Source organism: Marinibactrum halimedae (assembly GCF_021234875.1).
Lineage (GTDB): Bacteria > Pseudomonadota > Gammaproteobacteria > Pseudomonadales > Cellvibrionaceae > Marinibactrum > Marinibactrum halimedae.
The window spans coordinates 1-21,547 of the sequence record NZ_JAJQVM010000015.1; the positions used below are offsets into that span (position 1 = coordinate 1).

The window sequence follows — 21,547 nt, forward strand, 5'->3', positions numbered from 1 at the left end:
TCTCTTGGTTCTTCTTCGCCCAGCGGGCATCCGTATCTTTTTGAGCGCCAACGTTCGGATTCTTTTCAAAACGATCAGGCGTTTCACCGCGTTTTATCTGTTTGTTTTCTTCCTTTTTATTGCGCTGCCTGGGAACATCGACAAAACTCGCATCCACTATTTGACCTTTTCTTGCTTGAAAACCGTGTTCCTCTAATTGAACATCAAAAGTAAAAAACAAACGCTTCATTAAACCAGCTTTGACTAGGTTTTCTCTAAACAGCCACACTGTCTTGGCATCAGGCACCTTGTCCGATGGAGTCAGACCTAAAAACCGGCAAAACGAATAGCGGTCCCGTATTTGGTACTCTATCTGATCATCGGATACATTGTATAAGTGCTGAAGTACGAGTACTTTGAACATCAGTAGCTCGTCATAGGCTTTACGACCCGCATTGCTTTTTCGGTTTGACTTTCGTATTTCCTTTAAGGTCGGACGAAAGGCTTCCCAAAATATCAGTTTGTTGAGATGAACTAATGGATCTTTTTCATCTAACTTGCGATACCTGTCATCTAAATCAAAAAAGCCGGGCTGAGACATAGAAGGAAACTCTTGAAATTTTTGAACAGTGAGATTATATCAAAGTTGGGCTATTTTTAGAGTAAACGCCAATGATGTTGAGCAGGTGGAGTCTTTGTTGCCTTGGAATATCAAGGTGTAATTGGTTTGGCGTTTACAATAAACCCTACTATAAACCCGTTGATCATTGTTTGTTTATAGTTAAATTTTTTTATTTGTTTTGAGAAATCATAAGGTACGTCTGGTGATAAATTAAACAAAAAACTGTGAAGAAGTTGTTTTAAGTTTGCATTTGTTTTTGATTCGAATATTGAGTAAAAAAGAAGTGGTGTGTCTGATATCTTTTTAGACATGATCTCCTCCATGAGTGTTGTGTTGATCCTAGTATATTAATCCCTGGTTGTTTTTTGTTCCATTTTCTTTGTGCCAAAATTTTTTTTGCGTGCCAATTTTTATATGAGGCGGCAATTTCAAAACTTTTTAATGGCTTAAATGTATTGGGGTGATGGATGAGTTGCTAAAGCAAAAAAGTGTAAAGATTTGATCCTACTTTTAATAAAACGCTTTTATTTGTGATGACTCGAGCAAGGGATGTCCACTTACTCGATGGGTAACTTTATAAGATGCTAAGATACTCAAAAATTATAAAAATAAGTATTTACTAAGTAAATTGCATAATTTTAAGTCACCAATAAGCCCCTTCGCCGCTTCAATATCCGGTGCAAAATACCGATCTTTATCGTAAAACGGGACTTCGCTTCGCAAGAGTGCTCGGACTTTTTCTAATGGTTCGCTGGAAATTAACGGCGCACGAAAATCCAACCCTTGGCATGTGGCTAGCCATTCCACCGCCAAAATACCGGCCACATTATCAAAAATATCCCGTAGCCGGCGCCCGGCAAAGGTGGCCATGGAGACGTGGTCTTCTTGGTTGGCTGAGGTGGGCAGTGAATCGATGGAGGCGGGGTGGGCGAGGGTCTTATTTTCAGACGCCAAGGCCGCACAGGTGACTTGGGCAATCATAAAGCCCGAATTTACGCCGCCGTTGTTCACCAAAAAGGGCGGCAACCCGCTCAAATTAGAGTCGATTAATAAAGCCATACGACGCTCGGACAACGACCCAATTTCAGACAGCGCAATAGCGAGCATGTCGGACGCCATGGCGACGGTTTCGGCGTGAAAATTTCCGCCAGAGAGAATATCGCCTTCGTGGGCAAATACCAGTGGATTATCCGAAACGCCATTGGCTTCGGTGACTAAGGTGCTTGCGGCGAAACGAATGTGTTGCAAGCAAGCCCCCATCACTTGAGGTTGGCAGCGCAGGGAGTAAGGGTCTTGCACTTTTTCACAACTGCGGTGGGAGTCGCCAATTTGCGATTCGCCCAGTAATTCACGAAATGCGGAGGCCACATCCATCTGCGCTTGGTGGCCACGGACGTCATGAATTCGATGATCAAAGGGAACGCGAGAACCGAGAGCTGCTTCCACGGCCAGTGCACCGATGGCAATGCCACAGTGCAAGGCGTTTTCGGCATGAAATAACCCTTGCAGAGCAAACGCGGTGGAGGCTTGTGTGCCATTAAGCAGAGCGAGGCCTTCTTTGGGGGCGAGTGCGATTGGTGTGAGCCCGGCGAGGGTGAGCCCTTCGGTAGCGGGAAGGCGCTTGCCCTGATGGAACACTTCACCTTCGCCTAACAACACGGCGCTCATGTGAGCCAATGGGGCGAGATCACCGGAGGCGCCGACGGAACCTTTCTCGGGGATGGCTGGGTACACTTCGGCGTTGTACAACGCGATGAGGGCTTCGATAACGGACAGCCGAATTCCTGAAAACCCTCGTGCGAGAGAGTTGATTTTGAGTAGCATCAACAAGCGCACGGTATTTTCGGCCATAAAATTGCCCACGCCAGCGGCGTGAGACAGCACGATACTGCGCTGCAATACTTCCAATTCATCTTCGTTAATGCGGGTATTGGCGAGCAGCCCAAAGCCGGTGTTAATGCCATACACCGTGCGACCTTCTTTAATCACATTCAATACGGTCTGCTCGGCGGCATGAATGGTATCGAGGCAGGCCGGATCGAGCTGAAGAGGTTCTGCTGTTCGATTGGCTTGCCGAAGTTGTTCTAAGGTCAACTGACCTGGGGTGAGGGTGAAAATAGACATTCAATTAATCCTTCTTCAGCATCGGCAGGTCAAGATCATGGCGATGCGCGCAGTCTTTGGCGAGGTCGTAACCGGCGTCGGCGTGGCGCATCACACCGGTGGCAGGGTCGTTGTGTAAGACTCGGGCGATGCGCTCTGCGGCTTCATCGGTGCCATCACACACAATGACCACACCCGAATGCTGACTAAAGCCCATGCCCACCCCACCGCCGTGGTGCAAGCTCACCCAAGTGGCGCCACCGGCGGTATTGAGTAAAGCGTTTAAGAGTGGCCAGTCGGAAACGGCATCGGAGCCATCCATCATGCTTTCGGTTTCTCGATTCGGCGAGGCGACGGAGCCGGAATCTAAGTGATCGCGGCCAATCACCACCGGGGCGGAAAGCTCGCCGGTTCGCACCATTTCGTTAAAGGCGAGCCCGAGCTTCTGGCGCTCGCCAAGACCCACCCAGCAAATGCGTGCCGGAAGCCCTTGGAATTGAATGCGCTCTCGGGCCATATCGAGCCAATGATGGAGGTGTGGGTTATCGGGAATCAGCGCTTTGACTTTGGCGTCGGTTTTGTAGATGTCTTCTGGGTCACCAGACAACGCCGCCCAACGGAAGGGGCCGATGCCTTGGCAAAATAAGGGGCGAATGTAGGTGGGCACAAAACCCGGGAAGTCGAAGGCGTTATTCACCCCTTCTTCCATCGCCATTTGGCGAATATTGTTGCCATAATCGAGGGTGGCCGCGCCTTGGGCTTGTAAGCCGAGCATGGCTTGCACTTGGATGGCCATGGATTGTTTCGCGGCTTTCACCACACGGGCTTCGTTGGTTTGGCGCTCGGCTTGGGCCTGTTCCAGCGTCCACCCTTGTGGTAGGTAGCCATTGAGTGGGTCGTGGGCACTGGTTTGGTCGGTGACCACATCGGGGATGTGCCCTTGTTGTTGTCGTTCTGGCTTGAGGAATTCCGGGAAAACATCGGCGGCATTGCCCAGCAAGCCTACCGAAATTGGTTGCCCAGCGTGTTTGGCTTCGGCCAAATAAGTCAATGCCTCATCGAGCGTGGTGGCTTTCTTATCGAGGTATCCGGTTTGCAAGCGAAAGTCGATGCGGCTTTCATCCACCTCGACCGCCAGCATACTAAAACCGGCCATGGTCGCTGCCAGCGGTTGTGCGCCACCCATACCGCCGAGCCCACCGGTAAGAATCCAACGGCCTTTGGCTTCGCCATTAAAATGAGTTTTGGCCACGCTAACAAAGGTCTCGTAAGTGCCTTGAACAATACCTTGAGAGCCGATGTAAATCCACGAGCCGGCCGTCATTTGGCCGTACATCATCAACCCTTGTTTATCTAGCTCGTTAAAGTGTTCCCAGTTCGCCCAATGGGGGACAAGGTTGGAATTGGCAATTAATACCCGTGGTGCATTCTCATGAGTCGGAAAAACCCCCACAGGTTTGCCGCTTTGCACCAGTAATGTTTCATTGTTTTCAAGTCGTTCTAGTACCTTAACAATGGTGTCGTAGCACTCCCAATCCCGTGCCGCACGGCCAATTCCACCATACACCACTAGGTCTTGGGGGTGCTCGGCCACCTCTGGGTCGAGGTTGTTCATCAACATGCGCAGGGGGGCTTCGGTTTGCCAGCTTTTGGCATTGAGGGTAGTTCCTCGCGGGGCACGAATCGTGCGTTTAGGGTCGTGACGAGTCATGGAATTTGTCTCATTTTAGAAATCTAAGTGCCCACCCAGGCGGTAACGATCACCGGGGTGCAGTAATTGCGCGTAACTCACGATTCCTTTCGCGGAATAAGTACGACGGCTGACTTTTAAACAGGGCGCATTCACTGCCATGGATAAATGCGCTGCTACCTCAGGTTCTGCGGCGATGGCCTCCACCACATGGTCGGCTTCGGTTAAGGGAGCAATGCGGCTTAAATACGCGTTGGCGGTGGTGTGTTGAAAATTCTGTTGCAAATAGTCTGGCGCGAGTGCCGGATTAACCAATCGATTTTCCAGTTGCACAGGTAATTGGTTTTCTAGGTGAATGATTTGTGTTTGATAAAGCGAAGCACCTGGTGGCAGAGCCAGCCAGGCCGCCTGTGTATCGTCAGCGATGATTTCGGCCTGCTGCAGTATGCGATTGCTGTAAGTGTGCCCACGCTGGAGAATTTCTTCTTGAATGCTGCGAATGGTTAGCATAGAACTCATGGGGCGGTGGTCGGAAACAAAGGTTCCCAACCCCTGTGAGCGCAGCAGTATCCCTTCATCCACCAGCTCGGTAAGCGCACGCCGAGCCGTCATACGGCTGACGGAATGGGTTTCAGCCAGCTGGTTTTCCGAGGCGACTTTATCGCCGGGCTTCATCTTTCCAGACTCAATATCATCAAGAATGGCGGACTTAATCTGGACGAAACGGGGTTGCATGGCGTGCTCCAAACATCAGGAATGGACGCAGAATAAGTGATTTTTATTAACTTGTATAGACAAGTATGTACAAGTACTATGAGTCGATATTGGCGTTCGTTATTGATCGTTGTTATTGATTGTCGTTATTGACCGTCACGGTTGATCGACGTTTGAAAAAACATTCAGGAAAACACACCATGCCGCAACCTTGCGACTTATTCATACACTCCGTGCAATTGGCCTCGATGCAAGACAACGGCGTGCCTTACGGGATTATTGAGAATGCCGCGATTGCCGTCTGTGACGGAAAAATTGCCTACGCGGGGCCAATGGATGAATGCAATTACTCCAGTGAGAACAAGGTGGATGGGCAGGGAAAGTGGTGCATTCCTGGGCTAATTGATTGCCATACCCACCTTGTTTATGGCGGCAATCGAGCACAGGAATTTGAGCAACGTTTGCAAGGCGTGAGTTACGCCGACATCGCCAAACAAGGGGGCGGTATTCAAAGTACCGTGAACGCGACCCGAGCCACTTGTGAACAAGATTTGTTCGATAGCGCCAAATGTCGCGTGTTGCGATTGCTCGAAGAAGGGGTGACCACCGTAGAAATCAAATCCGGTTATGGCCTGAATGTAGAAACAGAAAAGAAAATGCTCCGTGTGGCAAGAGCCATTGGTGAGCAGCTGCCCATCACCATTTCGACGACTTTTTTAGGCGCCCACGCTGTGCCTAAAGAAGCCTCTAGTGCAGAGTGCTATATTGATTTGGTCTGTAAAGAAATGATGCCTGCCTTGCATAAAGAAGGGCTTATTGATGCGGTGGATGTTTTTTGTGAACACATCGGGTTTAGCCCAGAGCAATGCCGAAAAGTATTTCAAGCTGCTCAGGGGTTAAATTTACCCATTAAAGCTCACGTAGAACAACTGTCCGATTTAAAAGGCGCTTGTTTAGCCGCAGAATTTAAGGCCAATTCTGTTGAGCATATCGAATATTTAGCAGAAGACGATGTGCCCAAATTAAAAACGGCGGATACCGTTGCCGTATTATTGCCGGGTGCTTTTTACAGTTTGAATGAAACGCAAAAACCGCCGATTCATGCTCTGCGACAACATCGTGTTCCGATGGCGGTTGCCACAGACTGTAACCCAGGCAGTTCGCCGGTGGCGTCACTATTAACCTCCATGAACATGGCCTGTGTGCTTTTTTCACTGACACCCGAAGAAGCCTTAAAAGGCACAACCGTTCATGCGGCAAAAGCACTGGGGTTAACCCACAAAGGTCAAATTAAAGCGGGAATGGATGCCGATTTTTCGCTCTGGATTTTTCAGCACCCTTGTGAGTTAGCCTACGGCATAAACATGCATCGACCCGAAAGAATTTGGGTAGGAGGCAATCGTGTCCAGTTTTAAAGCCGCAGAAAAGTGGCAAGGGCGTACCGATAATGAAGACGGTGCGCAGGGCGTCCGTTGGCATCATAAAGTGAATCAACGTTTACAAGAGGCGGAACTCACGTTATTAGGGTTTGCCTGTGATATCGGCGTGAAAAATAATAAAGGCCGCGTCGGTGCGAAGGCGGGGCCAGAAGCCATTCGCCATGCATTAGCGAATTTAGCCTGGCATCACTCCATTCAAGTGCGTGATGCTGGAACGGTTGTGGCGCAGGAGAGTAGTGCACAGGAGAGTAGCCCGCAGGAAAATAATCTAGAGCGTGCTCAGCAGCAGTACGCTCAAGCACTTTCAATGCAATTAACGAATTCATCCTTTGTGATCGGTTTGGGGGGTGGTCATGAAATCGGCTGGGGCAGTTATTTGGGGTTGACGAATTTTCTTGCGGCACAAAATAAAGGTCAATCGGAAAAAAAACACATCGGCATTATTAATTTGGATGCGCATTTTGATTTGCGTTTACCCGCACCCCTAACCAGTTCGGGCACGCCTTTTTGGCAGGTGGCAGAGCACTGTAAAGCCCATGGTAATCCTTTTCATTACGCTTGCTTGGGGGTCTCCCAAGTTGCTAATACCCAAGCTTTATTTCATCGGGCAAAAGGATTGGGGGTGACCTACGTAATGGATACCCAATGCACACTACCTAACGTAAAAGATTCACTAACAGGTTTTTTAAACAAGATTGATGAGTTGTATTTAACTATTTGCTTAGATGTCTTTCCGGCTTCTGTCACACCCGGTGTCAGTGCCCCCAGTGCCATGGGAATTGATCCGCTGTTCGCCATTGAATTTATCCATTGGTTGGCACAGCAGCAAGAGGCGTGTCAATTCCAGTGGCGTTTGGCGGATATAGCGGAAATGAATCCCACGTACGACATTGACCAACGCACAGCAAAATTTGCTGCGCGTTTGATTCATGAGTTGGTGACGGCTAGGTTTGGAGGCTTAAACTAATGCCCATTGCACAATTTACGCTGAGCTAGAAACAAGAACATGAAAGTTTATCTAGACGACCTTCGTCCAACACCGGAAGGGTGGATGCATGTCTATTGGCCTGATGAAGCCATTGACTTACTTAAAACCGGGAATGTTGAAATAATTAGTCTCGATCATGATTTAGGTGATGATGATCGGGGTACCGGGTACGACGTCGTTCTTTGGATAGAAGAAGCCGTGGTGGCTCAATCGTTTACGCCTCCCATCATTAAAGTTCATTCTGCCAACAGTGCTGCACGTCAAAAAATGGAAGCGGGGATTACTTCTATTTATCGTTTGGCGAAAAATAATCATTCTATTTAATGCGATTTTTTCGGAAAACGGATGTATTTGGGTGTTGAATCCGCCTCCCTTAAAAATTATGTGTTTTTGCATCAACCAATATAAGTGACAAATAAATTCTAACGCTGTTTTTCAAGCGCAGATTGATAAAGAAATTTCCAATAGTGACGAGTGAGCGAGAAGTTATTTTATTCCTCCAATAAATATTTATGATGAAAACCAATGTGCTCTTCAATAAACGACGAGATGAAAAAGTAACTGTGGTCGTACCCTTCCTGATAACGAATACGGCTTTCATAGTCGGCCTTTTTACAGGCTTCTTCTAATAATGCTGTCTTTAGTTCGGTATCGAGGAAGCTATCGCTTGTGCCTTGATCAATTAGCATGGGCACTTGCACGGCACCCGCCTCAATGAGTGCGCAGGTATCGTATTCGCGCCACGCTTGCTGGTCATTTCCAATGTAGTGTTTGAGCGCTTTTTGCCCCCATGGGCACCGAATGGGAGACACAATAGGGGCGAAGGCGGAGACGGATCGGTAATCTTGTGGGTGCTTAAGGGCGATGGTAAGAGCGCCATGGCCGCCCATGGAATGGCCGAAAATGCTGGCTCGGTCTGTGAGAATGTGTGGAATGTGTTGATCCAGCCATTCTGGCAGTTCGTCAACGATGTAATCGTACATCCGATAGTGTTTGTCCCAAGGTGGTTCAGTGGCATCCACGTAAAACCCGGCACCGAGGCCCAAGTCATAGGCGCCTTCTGGGTCATCGGGCACATCGCTGCCCCTTGGACTGGTATCGGGGGCGACAATGGCGATGTTGTATTTGGCCGCATAGGCTTGAGCCCCCGCTTTGGTGACAAAGTTTTCGTCTGTGCAGGTTAAACCTGAGAGCCAATACAACACCGGTACGGGCTTAGTTTCTGCCGCTGGAGGCAAATAAATCGAAAAGTGCATTTCGCAATTGAGTGTTTTTGCAAAATGTTTGAACCGCTGTTGGCGGCCACCGAAAGATTTATTTTCACTGACGAGTTCAAAAGTCATGGGCTTGGCCTTGCGTCTTGTATTTCACATTACTTGTATTTCACATTACCTGTACTTCACATCAAATGGGTGGGTATTCATTAGAATAAAATAACGGAACGAATACTTTTCCCTTCGTGCATCAAATCAAATGCTGTGTTGATGTCTTCCAGGGGAAGCGTGTGGGTAATCAATGGGTCGATTTGAATCTTGCCATCCATATACCAGTCGACCACCGTCGGGACATCGGTCCGGCCACGCGCACCACCAAAAGCGGTGCCGCGCCAGGATCGTCCGGTAACCAGTTGGAAAGGGCGAGTAGAAATTTCTTGTCCTGCACCGGCGACACCGATAACCCAGGATTCTCCCCAGCCTTTGTGGGCACATTCTAAGGCTTGGCGCATGGTATTGACGTTACCGATGCATTCGAAGCTGTAATCGACACCGCCATTGGTGAGGTCAATCACGGCCTCGGTGGTCTTCATGTCTACATCTTTGGGGTTGATGAAGTCTGTCATACCAAATCGGGTGGCCATTTCGGCTTTATCTGGGTTGGTATCAATACCGATGATGCGACTGGCGCCAGCAAGCTTTGCCCCTTGAATCACATTCAAGCCAATGCCGCCCAAACCAAATACGGCAACGGTGGAGCCCACTTCGACTTTGGCATCAAAAATAACCGCACCTACGCCGGTGGTGACCCCGCACCCGATGTAACAGGCTTTGTCGAAAGGGGCGTCTTCTCGTATTTTGGCTACGGCAATCTCGGGCAGAACGGTATAGTTTGAGAAGGTGGAGCAGCCCATGTAATGCAGAAGCGGCTTGCCGTCCAATGAGAACCGGCTGGTGCCATCGGGCATGAGCCCTTGCCCTTGAGTGCTTCGAATTTTTTGGCACAAATTGGTTTTGGGGTGCAAGCAGAAGTCGCACTCTCGGCATTCTGGTGTGTAAAGGGGAATCACGCTATCACCGGGTTTTACACTGGTGACACCTGAGCCCACTTCAACCACCACACCGGCGCCTTCGTGGCCTAAAATGGTGGGGAAGGCACCCTCTGGATCTTCACCAGAAAGGGTAAAGGCATCGGTGTGGCAGACGCCTGTTGCCTTAAGCTCGATTAAGACCTCGCCCGCTTTGGGCCCTTCCAAATCAACTTCTAGGACTTCTAAGGGTTTTCCGGCGGCGAAGGCGACAGCAGCGCGTGTTTTCATTTTACTTCCTTAGTGACTCAGTTTGCAGAGGTGTTGCCGGTGCCGGTTCGATAATGGCATTGGCACAGTCTTGGTGATGACAGTTTTGGTGATGATTAAATAGACTCTTATTTATTTAAGAGGGTTTATACGTAAAAGCTCAGTCAATAGTTTATTGGTTTTGAACGATTGGTTTAGTGAGCGATTGGTTTAGTGAGCGATTGGTTTAGCGAAAGAGTAGCTTAATCGAATCCACGATGAGTTAGCTCAAGGTTATGTTAACCTTCGAGTCCGTAAAGTAGGGTGATATTTTTTCTTTAAAAGGGAATTTGGCGCAATTATCATTATTTTTGTTATGAAGTTTGACCGACTGTGCATTCTTGCGTAAGGTTCGCGCCTTCTAAGATATCAATGCTTTAACAGAACTTAAAAACATTGTGAACTTAAAAACACTGTGAATAAGGTGCCTGCGATTACTCAAGAGTAATGGCGCAGGGTAAACGGGAAGCTTGGTGCGTAGTAAGCGAGGTATGCATACCTCAGTTAACTTGCTCAAATCCAGCGCTGCCCCCGCAACGGTGATGAGAATATTACATTCTCTTAGCCCGATACCGGCCTTATCGCACTTTTTCGATGTAGCGGAGGGCTTCATCGGTGAATGGCTCGTTAGTGGGTGGGAAGTGCTTATTGAGAGAGGCTTCCTATCCTGTCGTGCCTTTTTCCCTGCCCCTCCCTCAATCGTGCCAACCGAGATTGAGGATAATCATGACCTTCAACAAAACCGCACTTGCTTCTTTGTGTGTATTGGCCAGTGCCGCAACCGTCACCACAACCACCACCGCCAGTGACCTTAACTCAGCTTCAAACAGCGCTTCTAACGACAAGCGAGAGAAGTTGGAAGAAGTTATCGTCATTTCAAACCGAGTGAAAACCCCCTTATTTCAAGTCGGCAGCGATGTCTCTGTGGTGTCGTTCGATGACATCCAGCACCGTGGGCAGCAAAACTTAGCGGAGGTACTTCGTACACAAGCTGGAATTGGTGTGAGTAATTTAGGGGGGATTGGTAAACAAACTTCGGTTCGCGTCCGTGGTGAGGAAGGTTTCCGTACTCAAATGCGCGTGGATGGGGTGAAAATTGCCAATGTGTCTGCACCTCAAGTTTCGCCTTTATTTGATGATTTACTCAGTGTGAATGTGGAGCGTGTAGAAATTTTACGTGGACCACAAGGAATGGTGTACGGCGCCGATGCTGGTGGTGTGGTTTCTGTGACAACACTTGAGCCTTCAGCGGGTTTTGTTGGCAATGTGGGTGTTGAAGCCGGGTCTTTCGGAACCCACCAAGTGTCTAGTGGCGTCTCATTTGGTGATGAAAGAGGCGGTGTTGTTATCAGTGGTGCCCGCATCAAAACCGATGGTTTTAATGCACGTACAATCGATACTGAAGGGGAAAAAGACGGTTACGACAATACCACCGTACACCTTAAAGCAAAATATGAAGTGGCTGATGGTTTAACCCTTCGCTCTGTTTATCGTTCAGTAGAAGCGGATAACGAATACGATAGCTGCTTTGCTGCGGATTTTTCTCCAAGCATGACTTGCCGCACCGAAAACAATTATACCGTTGCGAATGTGGGCGCGGATTATGAGTCGGATACCTTTACCCAATCGCTTTCCATTACTCAGTCTACTTTTGAAAGTGATTATGCCACGAATGGTCAACGCAGCTTTACTTTGGAAAGTAAGCTAGATCGAGTGGAGTACAACGGTTCGTTGTCTTTCTCTGACAGCGTTAAAGCGATTTATGGTGTGGACTTTGAAGCGGAAGACGCGTCTCGTTCAGATTTAGAGCGTGAGCAGTGGGGGGCGTATGCCTTACTGGAAACGAATATCAATGATCAATGGTTTTTCAGTGCCGGTGCCCGTAACGACAGCACCCACCGTTTTGGAGATTTCGATTCTTATCGATTAACCGGTGCGTTCGTTCAGGAATTTGGAGCCGGTACACTCAAGTTTCGCAGCTCCTACGGTACTGGCTTTCGCGCACCGTCTTTGTCTGAGCAGGCCTATAATCTCGGTGTTTTTGCGTTTGGGGAGACAGCGGGTGTTATTTTAGAAGAAGAAACCAGTGAAGGCTATGATGTGGGTATCGACTGGTTTGGTGAGAATAGCCTGATCATTCAGGCCACCTACTTTGACCAGACTATCGAGAATGAAATTAACGGTATTTTTGCCTTCAACCCTGCTTTTGGTTCTACCTCCTTTGCGGGCTATGTCAATGGCGATGGTGAGTCTGAGTCTAGAGGGGTTGAAGTATCCACGAGTTTTGCGCTTTCGGGCTCGTTTAATGTTTGGGGTAATGCGACTTACAACGACACAGAAACGTCATTAGGTTTACAGCGTGTTCGTCGCCCAGAATGGATGGTCAACGCGGGGCTAACTTGGCGCGGGTTCGGTGATCGTTTTACTGTCAGCCCGAGTGCCCGTTGGGTGGCAAACCGCGAAGGCCTTATTGAAGATACTCTTGATGATTATGCGGTACTGGATTTGACTGCTAGCGTCGAAGTCGTTCGTAATCTAGAAGTCTATGGTCGAGTCGAGAACCTAACCGACAGAGAGTTTGTTGAAGCGGCGGGCTTTAATACTGCTGGGCGAGGTGCCTACGCGGGCGTTCGTTATTCCTTTGATTAATCCTCTATTATTGATTGCCTGTATTGGCTGTCCATAATGTCAGTGCTTTGAGCGCCGGTGAGCTTTTTTCAGAATGAAGAAAAGAATCGGCGCTTTATCCTATATATAATCTCAATACATACCCAGAAAACAAAGGGGATCTGCGTGACTGATCATGAATCGCCTCAAGGCGTGTCTGAGGTGGATAAAGAATCGGCTAAAAATACCAAACACAAAAAGGCCATGGAAAAGCAAAAAGCCAAGGTGGATGCCAACATCGATCGGGCTCAGGAAGAGAAGGGTATTATGGTTTTGTTAACCGGGGACGGGAAAGGCAAAACCAGCTCGGGGTTTGGTATGGTGCTGCGGGCGCTGGGTTATGGCCAGCGTGTGGGCATTGTGCAGTTTATTAAAGGTGTTCAAAAATCGGGGGAAGAACTGTTTATCAGTGAGCGTTTTCCCGAAGTCTATTTTCATCAAATGGGCACCGGGTTTACCTGGAATACACAAGATCGCAGCGGTGATATCGCCGCTGCCGAACGAACGTGGGAACATGCTACTAAGCTGTTAACTGACCCAAGTTATGATTTAGTGTTGCTTGATGAGCTTACCTACATGATTGCCTACCAATATCTTGATGAGGCAATGATTCTGTCTACCCTTCAAAATCGTCCTTTTGAACAAAGTTTGATTGTCACCGGGCGTGGTGGCGGTAGTGCATTACAGGCGTTGGCCGATACGGTGTCTGAAGTCAAAGACGTGAAACACGCGTTCCGTGCTGGCATTAAAGCCCGTCCGGGTGTGGATTATTGATCAATTCAGTCTATTTATTACTTAAGACTATTTGTTGCTAATGTATCTGTTACTAATGCATCTGTTATTAATGTATCTGTTATTAATGTATCAATAAGACTGAACGTTTGCAGGCCAGTTTGATGCTGGTTGAGGGTTTGAAGGGGAAAGCTAGCCATGGCATATACATTGATGGTGCAGGGCACGACATCGGATGCAGGCAAAAGTCTGCTGACAACGGGAATCTGTCGTGTGTTGGCTCGACGGCGTCATGCGGTGGTGCCTTTTAAGCCGCAAAATATGGCTTTGAACAGTGCGGTAACTACCGATGGAGGAGAGATTGGTCGGGCTCAGGCGGTTCAGGCTCAGGCGTGCTTTTTGTCTCCTCACTCGGATATGAACCCGATTTTGCTCAAGCCCAGCTCTAATACGCAAGCTCAGGTGATTGTTCATGGCAAAGTGTTAAAAAACATGAATGCGCGTGACTTCCATGATTATAAAGCCCAAGCGTTACCTTGGGTGTTGGAATCCCACGAGCGCCTTAGCCACCAGTACGATGTGATTATCGTAGAAGGGGCTGGTAGCCCTGCTGAAATCAATCTTCGAGACAATGACATCGCCAATATGGGTTTTGCGGAAGCGGTGGATTGCCCCGTTATTATTGTGGCTGATATCGATAAAGGCGGTGTGTTTGCCCATCTTGTTGGAACGTTGGAATTGCTCTCTGAATCTGAGCAGCAAAGAGTGGTGGGGTTTGTGATTAATAAATTTCGTGGCGATGAAAGTTTATTAACACCGGGTATTGAATGGTTGGAGGCGCGCACCGGTAAACCGGTTTTAGGTGTCATTCCTTATCTATCTGGCTTTCATTTGGAGGCGGAGGACGCGTTGAGCTTAAATCAGCCCCAGCTTGCAGAGACCAATATCATTAAAGTAGCGGTTCCGGCGTTTCCTCGTATCAGTAATCACACCGATTTTGATCCGTTGCGTTTGCATTCTCAGGTGGACTTTCGTTATGTCGGGCCAGGAGACTCCTTATTCGGAGCCGATTTGATTATTTTGCCCGGTTCCAAATCTGTGCGCAGTGATTTGGAGTTCTTGCGGACTCAGGGTTGGGATCAGGATATTCAGAGGCATCTTCGATACGGCGGCAAGGTGTTAGGCATTTGTGGTGGCTTTCAAATGTTAGGAAAGCAAGTGCGAGATAGCCTTGGTGTAGAAGGTGATGTGGGCGTCAATGAAGGGTTGGGGTATTTCAATATGCAAACCAACTTGGACAGAGAGAAGGCATTGCATAACGTCAGTGGAGTGTGTAGCCCCTTTTTGAACCCGGAAGATGTGTTTGTCAGCGGCTATGAAATTCACATGGGGGTTTCCTATGGGCAGGCACTTGCTCGTCCCATGTGGCGACTGCAAGATGATGAAGGTCGTGATTACGATGACGGTGCGGTGAGTACCGATGGCCATATTGCTGGGACTTATGTACACGGCTTATTCGATAATGTTGAGACCATGAACATGCTGCTTGGTTGGGCTGGCCTACGAGTGGAAGGTGAGCACGTGGATTACCGCGAGCTGTGCGAACAACAAATTGACCGTCTTGCCGATGTATTGGAAAGTCGGTTGAAGTGGGATTTGTTGTTTCCTCCACCGTTTGTCACCACGGCACCAATGCGGTAAGCCTTTTTTTGGATAGCCTGATAAGACGTTTAAGGTAAACCGCTTTGCGCTCACATTTTCAAGCCGCCAATCGGCCGCTTTCTCCTTATTCTCTCATTTCTATTTTGATTCTTGGGCTGCTCTTGGCGTGCATCGTGGGATCGTTCAGCGGTGTCATGACAGTCCATTTTGGTGATGTCTGTGAAGCATTTAAGTTGCTGTTCTTCGATGATATCGGTTTGGGTGGTGCTCATGTGGGTAATGACCGATTGAATAATGGCGCGGGATCCAACCCAACGGCCCAAGTCATCAGTCAATTGCGCTGGCCGCGTTTGGTTTTGGCGATGTCGGTGGGAGCGTGTTTGGCGGTGTGTGGTGCGAGCCTCCAAGGGTTGTTTCGAAACCCACTGGCAGATCCTTCTCTTATTGGTGTCTCGGCCGGTGCCTCTATTGGTGCCGGCCTTGCTATTGTGGTGTTGGAGACGCTGTTTCGATCCATGTCTTTTTCATTGCCCCATTGGGCAGTACAGCATTTGGTGGCTTTGTGTGCTTTTGTTGGTGCGGGCTTGGTTGCTTGGTTGATTTATATCATTGCCACCTGTCGACGAGCGGACGGGCTAATGGGAGCCGCCGGAGGAACCTCGGTTACGGCGATGTTGCTTGCCGGTATTGCGGTGGCGTCGCTTGCCGGTGCCGTATCCGGTGTTTTAACACTGATTGCTGATGATAACGAACTGAGACGGGTCAGTTTTTGGCAGATGGGCAGTTTGGAAACCAGCGGGTGGGGTGTATCGATACTGGCTTTCGTCGTTTCTGTCATCGTGTGCAGCCTGCTCACTCAGCAGGCCAAGGCGTTAGATGCGTTGGCGTTAGGCGAGGTGGAGGCCAGTCATTTGGGGGTGAATGTGGCGAGGTTAAAGCGTCGCTTGGTGCTGTTGTCAGCGTTTGGTGTGGGTGTCTCTGTGGCGTTGACGGGCATGATTGGTTTTCTTGGGTTGGTAGCACCTCACGGTGTTCGTTTGTTGATTGGCCCGAATCATCGCTATTTGTTGCCTGCCAGTGCTCTTATGGGGGCATTGTTATTGGTGTTGTCTGACATTCTTTCCAGGGCCGTGCTTTCTCCCTTGGTTATCCCTGTTGGTATGGTCACTGCCGTGCTGGGGGCACCGGTATTTTTGTGGTTGGTCAGTCGCCACCCTCAGCGTTATGGTCAGTAAATGACGAGAGTCAATATTGAAAGATTTGAACCACTGTCACTGACGGAGATGAGTGTGGTGGTGAAAACAAGGTACTCTGAAAAACGATTGCTGGATAAGGTCAGCGTTACGGTTCACCCTAATGAATTTGTGGCCATTGTTGGGCCAAATGGCGCAGGTAAGTCCACTTTGTTGAAGGCAATGAGTGGAGAGTTTATGGAATATACCGTGCCTCGCCGTTCGCTTCGAAGAGGGGTTAGAGGAATGACTTCGGCGGGTGTGGCTGCTTTGGGAGATCGGGTGCTGTCTGAGTTGCCAGCAGAGGATCGTGCGAAAAGAATCGCGGTGTTGCCGCAGGCGTCCACATTGCCTTTCGATTATACCGTTGAAGAAGTGGTGCGATTGGGGTTATTTCCTTGGCGTTTGTCTGTGAAAGACGCGAATGAGGTAGTGCGTCAAGCGTTGATTTCAGCGGATTTACTGGGGTTTGAACAACGTCATTACTTGTCTTTATCCGGTGGGGAACGGCAGCGTACCCATTTCGCACGAGTTCTGGTTCAAGTGATGCCGCCGGCCCTTGTTAACCCGGCATTCTCTGTTGGCAGTCAATATCTTTTGTTGGATGAGCCCACTTCTGCTTTGGACTTGTCTCACCAACATGCGTTAATGCAAGCCGCCAGCCAGCATGCGCGTCATGTAGGCGTTGTGGTGGTGATGCATGATTTAAATCTGGCTTTGCAATACGCCAGCCGGTGTATTTTGGTGAATCGGGGGCAAGTGGTTGAACAGGGTACACCAACTGACATATTTACCCCCGATTGTATTGCGGACGTATTCGGTGTGAAGGCACATCGTGTGAGCGGAAAGGCTGGGCAGCCGCAATTGTTGTTTGAGCCTTTAATGATGGATAGAAACAGGAAAAGGTAGATCAGTATGAAAGCATTGGGGGATCCGCAAACCATCACTACGGTGGATTTGCTGCGACATGGTCATTGTCAGGGGGGGGAGATTTATCGTGGTTCGACGGACGTAGCATTATCGGAAACCGGTTGGGCACAAATGCGTGATTCGGTTGAACAACATCTTGAATCGGAGCGTGGACCTTGGGACAAAATCGTCTCGTCGCCGTTAACACGATGCCGGGTGTTTGCCGAGCAAACTTCAGAGCGGTTGGCGATACCGCTGTGTATTGAACCGGATTTTCGTGAGTACAGTTTTGGCGAATGGGAGGGGCGTATTGTCAAAGAGGTTTACACCGAAACCCCAGAGGCCGTTAGAGCGTTTTATCGCGACCCTGAAAACAATGCGCCTCCTGGCGGCGAGAACTTCGTTGCGTTTCGAGAGCGTTTAGTCAATGCTTGGGAAAAGCTCTTTGAATCTCATCAAGGTCAACATCTGTTGTTGATACAACACGGTGCGTCAATTCGTGGTTTGCTGTTGCACTTTCTAGCGATGCCCTCTGCCAGCATGACACGCTTAGAAGTGCCATATGCGGGAATGATTCGACTGCGTATTATTTCTGACGATACCGGGCATCGTCCTGTGCTCAGCCGCTTAAATCATGTTTTTGGTGTGTAAAGCAAAAACGACGTTTTCGTACACAATTTTTGAATGCGGTGTGTTGAAAGCGGCACCTGTATTTTCTTTTTCGGCAGACTGAGTACAATGCCGCGCTTCATCTCTGTGGGTGAATACCGACAGCAACAATAAAACGGCCTTTACAAAAGGCGGGAGTCATATTCGGGTGCGAAACACGCAACATATCGTTCGAAACGGTCAGTATCGTCATTTCAAAGGAAAGGATTACTTGGTGCTGGATTTGGCAAAACACAGCGAAACCGATGAGCTGATGGTGGTTTATCGGTGCTTGTACGGGGACTATGTCTTATCCGTTCGGCCATTGAGCCTATTTTCTGAAACAGTAGAAGTGAATGGCGAGCCGGTCGAGCGATTTGAATTTGTGAAGGCGCTCAGTCATGAAGACGTTGCCGAATTGTCGTCGAAGTTTACCCATTGGTCTGCCTAGGAAATTGACGTTTGATTTGGAGTTGCCCCCTGTGTCAGTCCCCATTGGCCATCGTTGAATCTGGTCTTGCTTGTTGCAATGGTCATCAATTTGACCGAGCGAAAGGGGGGTATGTGAATTTACTCCCTGCCCATCATAGGCATTCGAAATCTCCCGGTGACAGTAAAGCGATGGTGGCCGCGCGTGAACGCTTTTTGTCCAGCGGTGCTTATACGCCGTTGGTAGAGTTGATCGGTCAGCAGCTTTTTAACGTTGCCTTGCCTTCATTGCCAGCACAGGAGCCTTATACGATCTTAGACTGCGGTGCTGGTACGGGGTTTTATTCAGCTGCTTTGGCTAAAAAAGCGCAGCAAATCACCCGGTTATTTCCACTGTCGTTCTTTGGTGTGGATATCTCCAAGGAAGCGGTGCGCAGAGGTGCGAAGCGCTTTGGGCCGAATCACAGTGCTGTCGCGAGTGTGTATGCACTGCCAGTGGCTCCACACTCGGTGGATGTGGTGGTGCAGGTGTTTGCCCCACACAGTGATAGTGAGTTACGGCGATTCTTGAAGCCTCATGGGCAAATGATCGCCGTCTCTCCAGGGCCAAGGCATTTGTGGGAGCTAAAATCGTTGGTGTATGAACACCCCAAAGAGCATTTGCCCCCTAAAGCGATGGAGGGGTTTGAGGCCATGTCTACCCACCCACTGTCTTTTTCGATTCCGTTAAACAGCCCCTCCGATGTGGAAGACCTGCTGTCCATGACACCACTGGCGTGGAAAATTTCACCTGAAAATCTCTCTGAACTGAAAAGTGGGCGTATTGATGCTGTGCAAGCGGATTTTCTTATCACTGTGTATCGTATGACCCCTGTACCGCCTATCTCGGCACCCTCTATCCCTGTCTCTACATCATGAGTGATTTACCCGAAGATGAGCGTTGGATGCGATATGCCCTTGCGCTGTCAGAAAGAGCCCGTGACGCCGGTGAAGTGCCTGTGGCGGCAGTAATAGTACAAAAAGGGGAGGTCATTGGAGAGGGTTGGAATCAGCCCATCAGTGGTTGTGACCCTACTGCCCATGCGGAAGTCATTGCTTTACGGGCTGCCGCAAAAAAAGTATCGAACTATCGGCTACCCGAATGCGATATGTACGTGACAATCGAGCCGTGTACGATGTGCGTGGGTGCGATTATTCATGCCCGTATTCGCCGTTTGGTGTTTGGTGCGTTTGAGCCTAAGGCGGGGGCGGTGGTGAGTCAGTTGCAATTATGTGAACAACCCCTTTATAACCATCGTGTTGAGGTGACTTCGGGGGTGTTAGCGCAGGAGTGCTCTCAAGCCATCAGTGATTTTTTCAAAGCCCGTAGGGCAGAGAAGAAAGCGTTAAAGCACCGGTAGTTGGGTGGGTGTGGCATCGTCATTGAGGAAGGTGACCGGCAAAACGCGGGTTTCCACTTCGTCTTCTTTTACTACGATGCGTCGGTCTTTCAAGACTTCATGCCAAGCCAGAACACTATAATACTTTTGTACATTTTCGACGTATTCAACGGGTTCCCAGCCTCGGGCATAGCCGTACTTGGTATCTCGGTAATATTTACGCTTTGCCAGTAAGGGAAGGTGTTTTTTAACATCGCTCCAGGCGTTGGGGTCAGCGCCCATTTTTTCCGTAAGAACGCGAGCATCTTCTAAGTGACCAAAACCTACATTATAAGCGGCAAGGGCCATATGGGTGCGGTCATCGCCTTGAATTTGTTCAGGTATGCGGTCGAAAATCCCTTTAAAATATTTTGCTCCTCCCGCAATACTTTGGGCGGGGTCGATTCGGTTGGTTACCCCCACCTCCTTGGCGGTGGTTAGGGTTAACATCATCAAGCCACGTACGCCAGTTCTGGATTTGGCGCGATGATTCCAGTGGGACTCCTGATAGCTAATGGCGGCCAATAGCTGCCAATCTAAATGGTTCTCCGTACCGGCTTCCATCAGAAAGTCTCGCCACTTAGGCAGGCGGGTATCCATGCGTTGGACAAAAGACAGTGCTCCCCCTTGATCTAGCTTGTCGGGGTTGCGGTAAGATTCGGCGAGTGCTTCCATCTTGCCGGTGTCGATATAGTCGGTGAGGAATGCTTGGGCTTTGTCGTATAGGCTGCTGTCCACCTGTTTAGGGAACGCCCAGGCCAATTGTTCCTGTTTTCCTACTTCCATGGCGATGTTCGCTTTTGGAAAGAGAGAGACATTCATTTCATAGGCGTTAGAGTCGATGATGGTGTAGTCAATTTCGCCGTTATGAACCATTTCCATTAAGTCCAGCATCTCGACTTCGCTATGTTCACGCCACTCCAACTTGGGGTGCTCTGCTTGTAATGCGTGGAGGTAATCTGAATGGGCACTGTTGGCCATCACCAGAATGTTCTTTCCAATTAAATCGTCAATGGATTCTGGCTTTTCTTGATCGCGGTTATAAAGAAGGAATTCTTTGATTTGAAGGTAGCTATCGGTAAAGCGAACGGCTTTGGTTCTCTCTGGAGTGACGGTTAAGCCTGCTGCGCTGAAATGGCTTGATGTGCCGGCTTTTTGAATGAGTTCATCCAGGTTTTCTTCTTCTTTGATGATCAGTTCAACACCCAGCTCTTGAGCAAAGGCGCTGGCTAGGTCGTATTCGAGGCCGGTTGTGCCATAAGGGCCTTCGTAGTAGGTGGTTGGCCCGTTGCGGGACAAGACAACCAGATCACCTTGCTCGTAAACGTTTTCTAATAAAGTCGGCAAGTGACTTCCAGACAAATACCCGCACGCCAGTATAACCAAGCTGGTATTGGTGAGGGTTTTTATCCATTTGATGATGTGTTCAATTGCCATTGATCGTCTCAGTTGCGTTTACGTCACTAGAATACCAGTCGTTTATCCAGTTTGGCCTATCCATTGATGCCGTTGATCTTATCGATTGGCCCTATTATTTCCTCTTAATAGACGCTAACCAATAGATGGCTACGGGTATGATTCTTCATGTTTGTGCAATGGCCGCTGAATGTGCCTAGGGAATTCTTATGAACTTGCTGTCTCAGTGTTGCCTGTTACCTTTCAGCAAGTATGTGCGATTCCTTTTGGAGTCTTCACTCCTCAAACTATCTTCCTGTTTGTCACGATGTGGTCACTGGGTATGTCGCCATGTCATGAGAGTGTTTT

20 protein-coding genes and 1 riboswitch are annotated in these 21,547 nt (G+C 49.0%); of the genes, 12 read left to right on the plus strand and 8 right to left on the minus strand.

From position 1 onward, the window contains the following. The 5 genes from LU351_RS10080 to hutC all read right to left on the minus strand — a co-directional run. Positions 1-580 (minus strand): transposase (locus LU351_RS10080; protein ID WP_232592392.1); only part of this gene is annotated, 580 nt, incomplete at its 3' end. A 110-nt stretch (positions 581-690) separates the two neighbouring features. Then, positions 691-912, minus strand: coding sequence for a hypothetical protein (locus tag LU351_RS10085; protein WP_232593950.1), 222 nt, complete (start codon positions 910-912; stop codon positions 691-693). A gap of 289 nt (positions 913-1,201) precedes the next feature. Beyond that, complete coding sequence (gene hutH / locus LU351_RS10090) at positions 1,202-2,725, minus strand: histidine ammonia-lyase (protein WP_232593951.1); 1,524 nt, start codon at positions 2,723-2,725, stop codon at positions 1,202-1,204. Positions 2,726-2,729: 4 nt separating this feature from the next. After that, complete coding sequence (gene hutU, locus LU351_RS10095) at positions 2,730-4,415, minus strand: urocanate hydratase (protein WP_232593952.1); 1,686 nt, start codon at positions 4,413-4,415, stop codon at positions 2,730-2,732. A gap of 15 nt (positions 4,416-4,430) precedes the next feature. Further along, complete coding sequence (hutC, locus tag LU351_RS10100) at positions 4,431-5,129, minus strand: histidine utilization repressor (RefSeq protein ID WP_232593953.1); 699 nt, start codon at positions 5,127-5,129, stop codon at positions 4,431-4,433. A 179-nt stretch (positions 5,130-5,308) separates the two neighbouring features. Here hutC and hutI point away from each other — a divergent pair, with 179 nt between their 5' ends. From hutI to LU351_RS10115, 3 genes are read left to right on the plus strand one after another with little or no spacing between them, the layout of a single operon-like run. After that, entirely contained in the window at positions 5,309-6,523 is a 1,215-nt protein-coding gene (hutI, locus tag LU351_RS10105; protein ID WP_232593954.1) for an imidazolonepropionase, read from the plus strand. After that, complete coding sequence (gene hutG / locus LU351_RS10110) at positions 6,510-7,514, plus strand: formimidoylglutamase (RefSeq protein ID WP_232593955.1); 1,005 nt, start codon at positions 6,510-6,512, stop codon at positions 7,512-7,514. Before hutI ends, hutG begins: the two co-directional genes overlap by 14 nt. A 39-nt stretch (positions 7,515-7,553) precedes the next feature. Beyond that, on the plus strand, positions 7,554-7,859 hold the full coding sequence (locus LU351_RS10115) for a cyclic-phosphate processing receiver domain-containing protein (protein WP_232593956.1): 306 nt from the start codon (positions 7,554-7,556) through the stop codon (positions 7,857-7,859). A gap of 167 nt (positions 7,860-8,026) precedes the next feature. Here the strand turns inward: LU351_RS10115 and fghA are convergent, their stop codons facing one another. Together fghA and LU351_RS10125 are read right to left on the minus strand one after the other, a co-directional pair. Beyond that, positions 8,027-8,878, minus strand: a complete 852-nt coding sequence (fghA, locus tag LU351_RS10120) for an S-formylglutathione hydrolase (protein WP_232593957.1) — start codon at positions 8,876-8,878, stop codon at positions 8,027-8,029. An 80-nt stretch (positions 8,879-8,958) separates the two neighbouring features. Next, complete coding sequence (locus tag LU351_RS10125; protein WP_232593958.1) at positions 8,959-10,068, minus strand: S-(hydroxymethyl)glutathione dehydrogenase/class III alcohol dehydrogenase; 1,110 nt, start codon at positions 10,066-10,068, stop codon at positions 8,959-8,961. 424 nt (positions 10,069-10,492) lie between these two features. After that, positions 10,493-10,681, plus strand: a riboswitch (cobalamin riboswitch). Between the two features lie 131 nt (positions 10,682-10,812). Between LU351_RS10125 and LU351_RS10130 the strand changes: the two genes are divergently transcribed. The 9 genes from LU351_RS10130 (at position 10,813) to tadA (ending at position 19,765) form a co-directional block, all read left to right on the plus strand. Continuing rightward, entirely contained in the window at positions 10,813-12,735 is a 1,923-nt protein-coding gene (locus LU351_RS10130; RefSeq protein WP_232593959.1) for a TonB-dependent receptor plug domain-containing protein, read from the plus strand. A gap of 144 nt (positions 12,736-12,879) precedes the next feature. Beyond that, a complete protein-coding gene (gene cobO / locus LU351_RS10135) occupies positions 12,880-13,527 on the plus strand; it encodes a cob(I)yrinic acid a,c-diamide adenosyltransferase (protein ID WP_284285463.1) in 648 nt (215 codons plus the stop codon). A gap of 156 nt (positions 13,528-13,683) precedes the next feature. After that, entirely contained in the window at positions 13,684-15,186 is a 1,503-nt protein-coding gene (locus tag LU351_RS10140) for a cobyric acid synthase (RefSeq protein WP_232593960.1), read from the plus strand. A gap of 134 nt (positions 15,187-15,320) precedes the next feature. Then, on the plus strand, positions 15,321-16,382 hold the full coding sequence (locus LU351_RS10145; protein ID WP_232593961.1) for a FecCD family ABC transporter permease: 1,062 nt from the start codon (positions 15,321-15,323) through the stop codon (positions 16,380-16,382). Beyond that, positions 16,383-17,288 (plus strand): heme ABC transporter ATP-binding protein, encoded by a 906-nt coding sequence (locus LU351_RS10150; RefSeq protein WP_232593962.1) that lies wholly within the window; start codon positions 16,383-16,385, stop codon positions 17,286-17,288. It abuts the gene before it with no gap. A gap of 6 nt (positions 17,289-17,294) precedes the next feature. After that, positions 17,295-17,939 (plus strand): histidine phosphatase family protein, encoded by a 645-nt coding sequence (locus LU351_RS10155; protein WP_232593963.1) that lies wholly within the window; start codon positions 17,295-17,297, stop codon positions 17,937-17,939. A 166-nt stretch (positions 17,940-18,105) separates the two neighbouring features. Continuing rightward, entirely contained in the window at positions 18,106-18,387 is a 282-nt protein-coding gene (locus tag LU351_RS10160) for a DUF1653 domain-containing protein (protein ID WP_232593964.1), read from the plus strand. Positions 18,388-18,398: 11 nt separating this feature from the next. After that, complete coding sequence (locus LU351_RS10165) at positions 18,399-19,283, plus strand: putative RNA methyltransferase (RefSeq protein WP_232593965.1); 885 nt, start codon at positions 18,399-18,401, stop codon at positions 19,281-19,283. Beyond that, positions 19,280-19,765: a tRNA adenosine(34) deaminase TadA gene (gene tadA, locus LU351_RS10170; protein ID WP_232593966.1), complete on the plus strand. Its 486-nt coding sequence runs from the start codon at positions 19,280-19,282 to the stop codon at positions 19,763-19,765. Before LU351_RS10165 ends, tadA begins: the two co-directional genes overlap by 4 nt. Here the strand turns inward: tadA and mltF are convergent. Continuing rightward, the gene (gene mltF / locus LU351_RS10175) at positions 19,751-21,220 is read right to left on the minus strand and encodes a membrane-bound lytic murein transglycosylase MltF (RefSeq protein ID WP_232593967.1); all 1,470 of its coding nucleotides are present in this window, start codon (positions 21,218-21,220) and stop codon (positions 19,751-19,753) included. The two genes, tadA and mltF, sit on opposite strands and share 15 nt — an antisense overlap. Between the last annotated feature and the right edge of the window lie 327 nt (positions 21,221-21,547).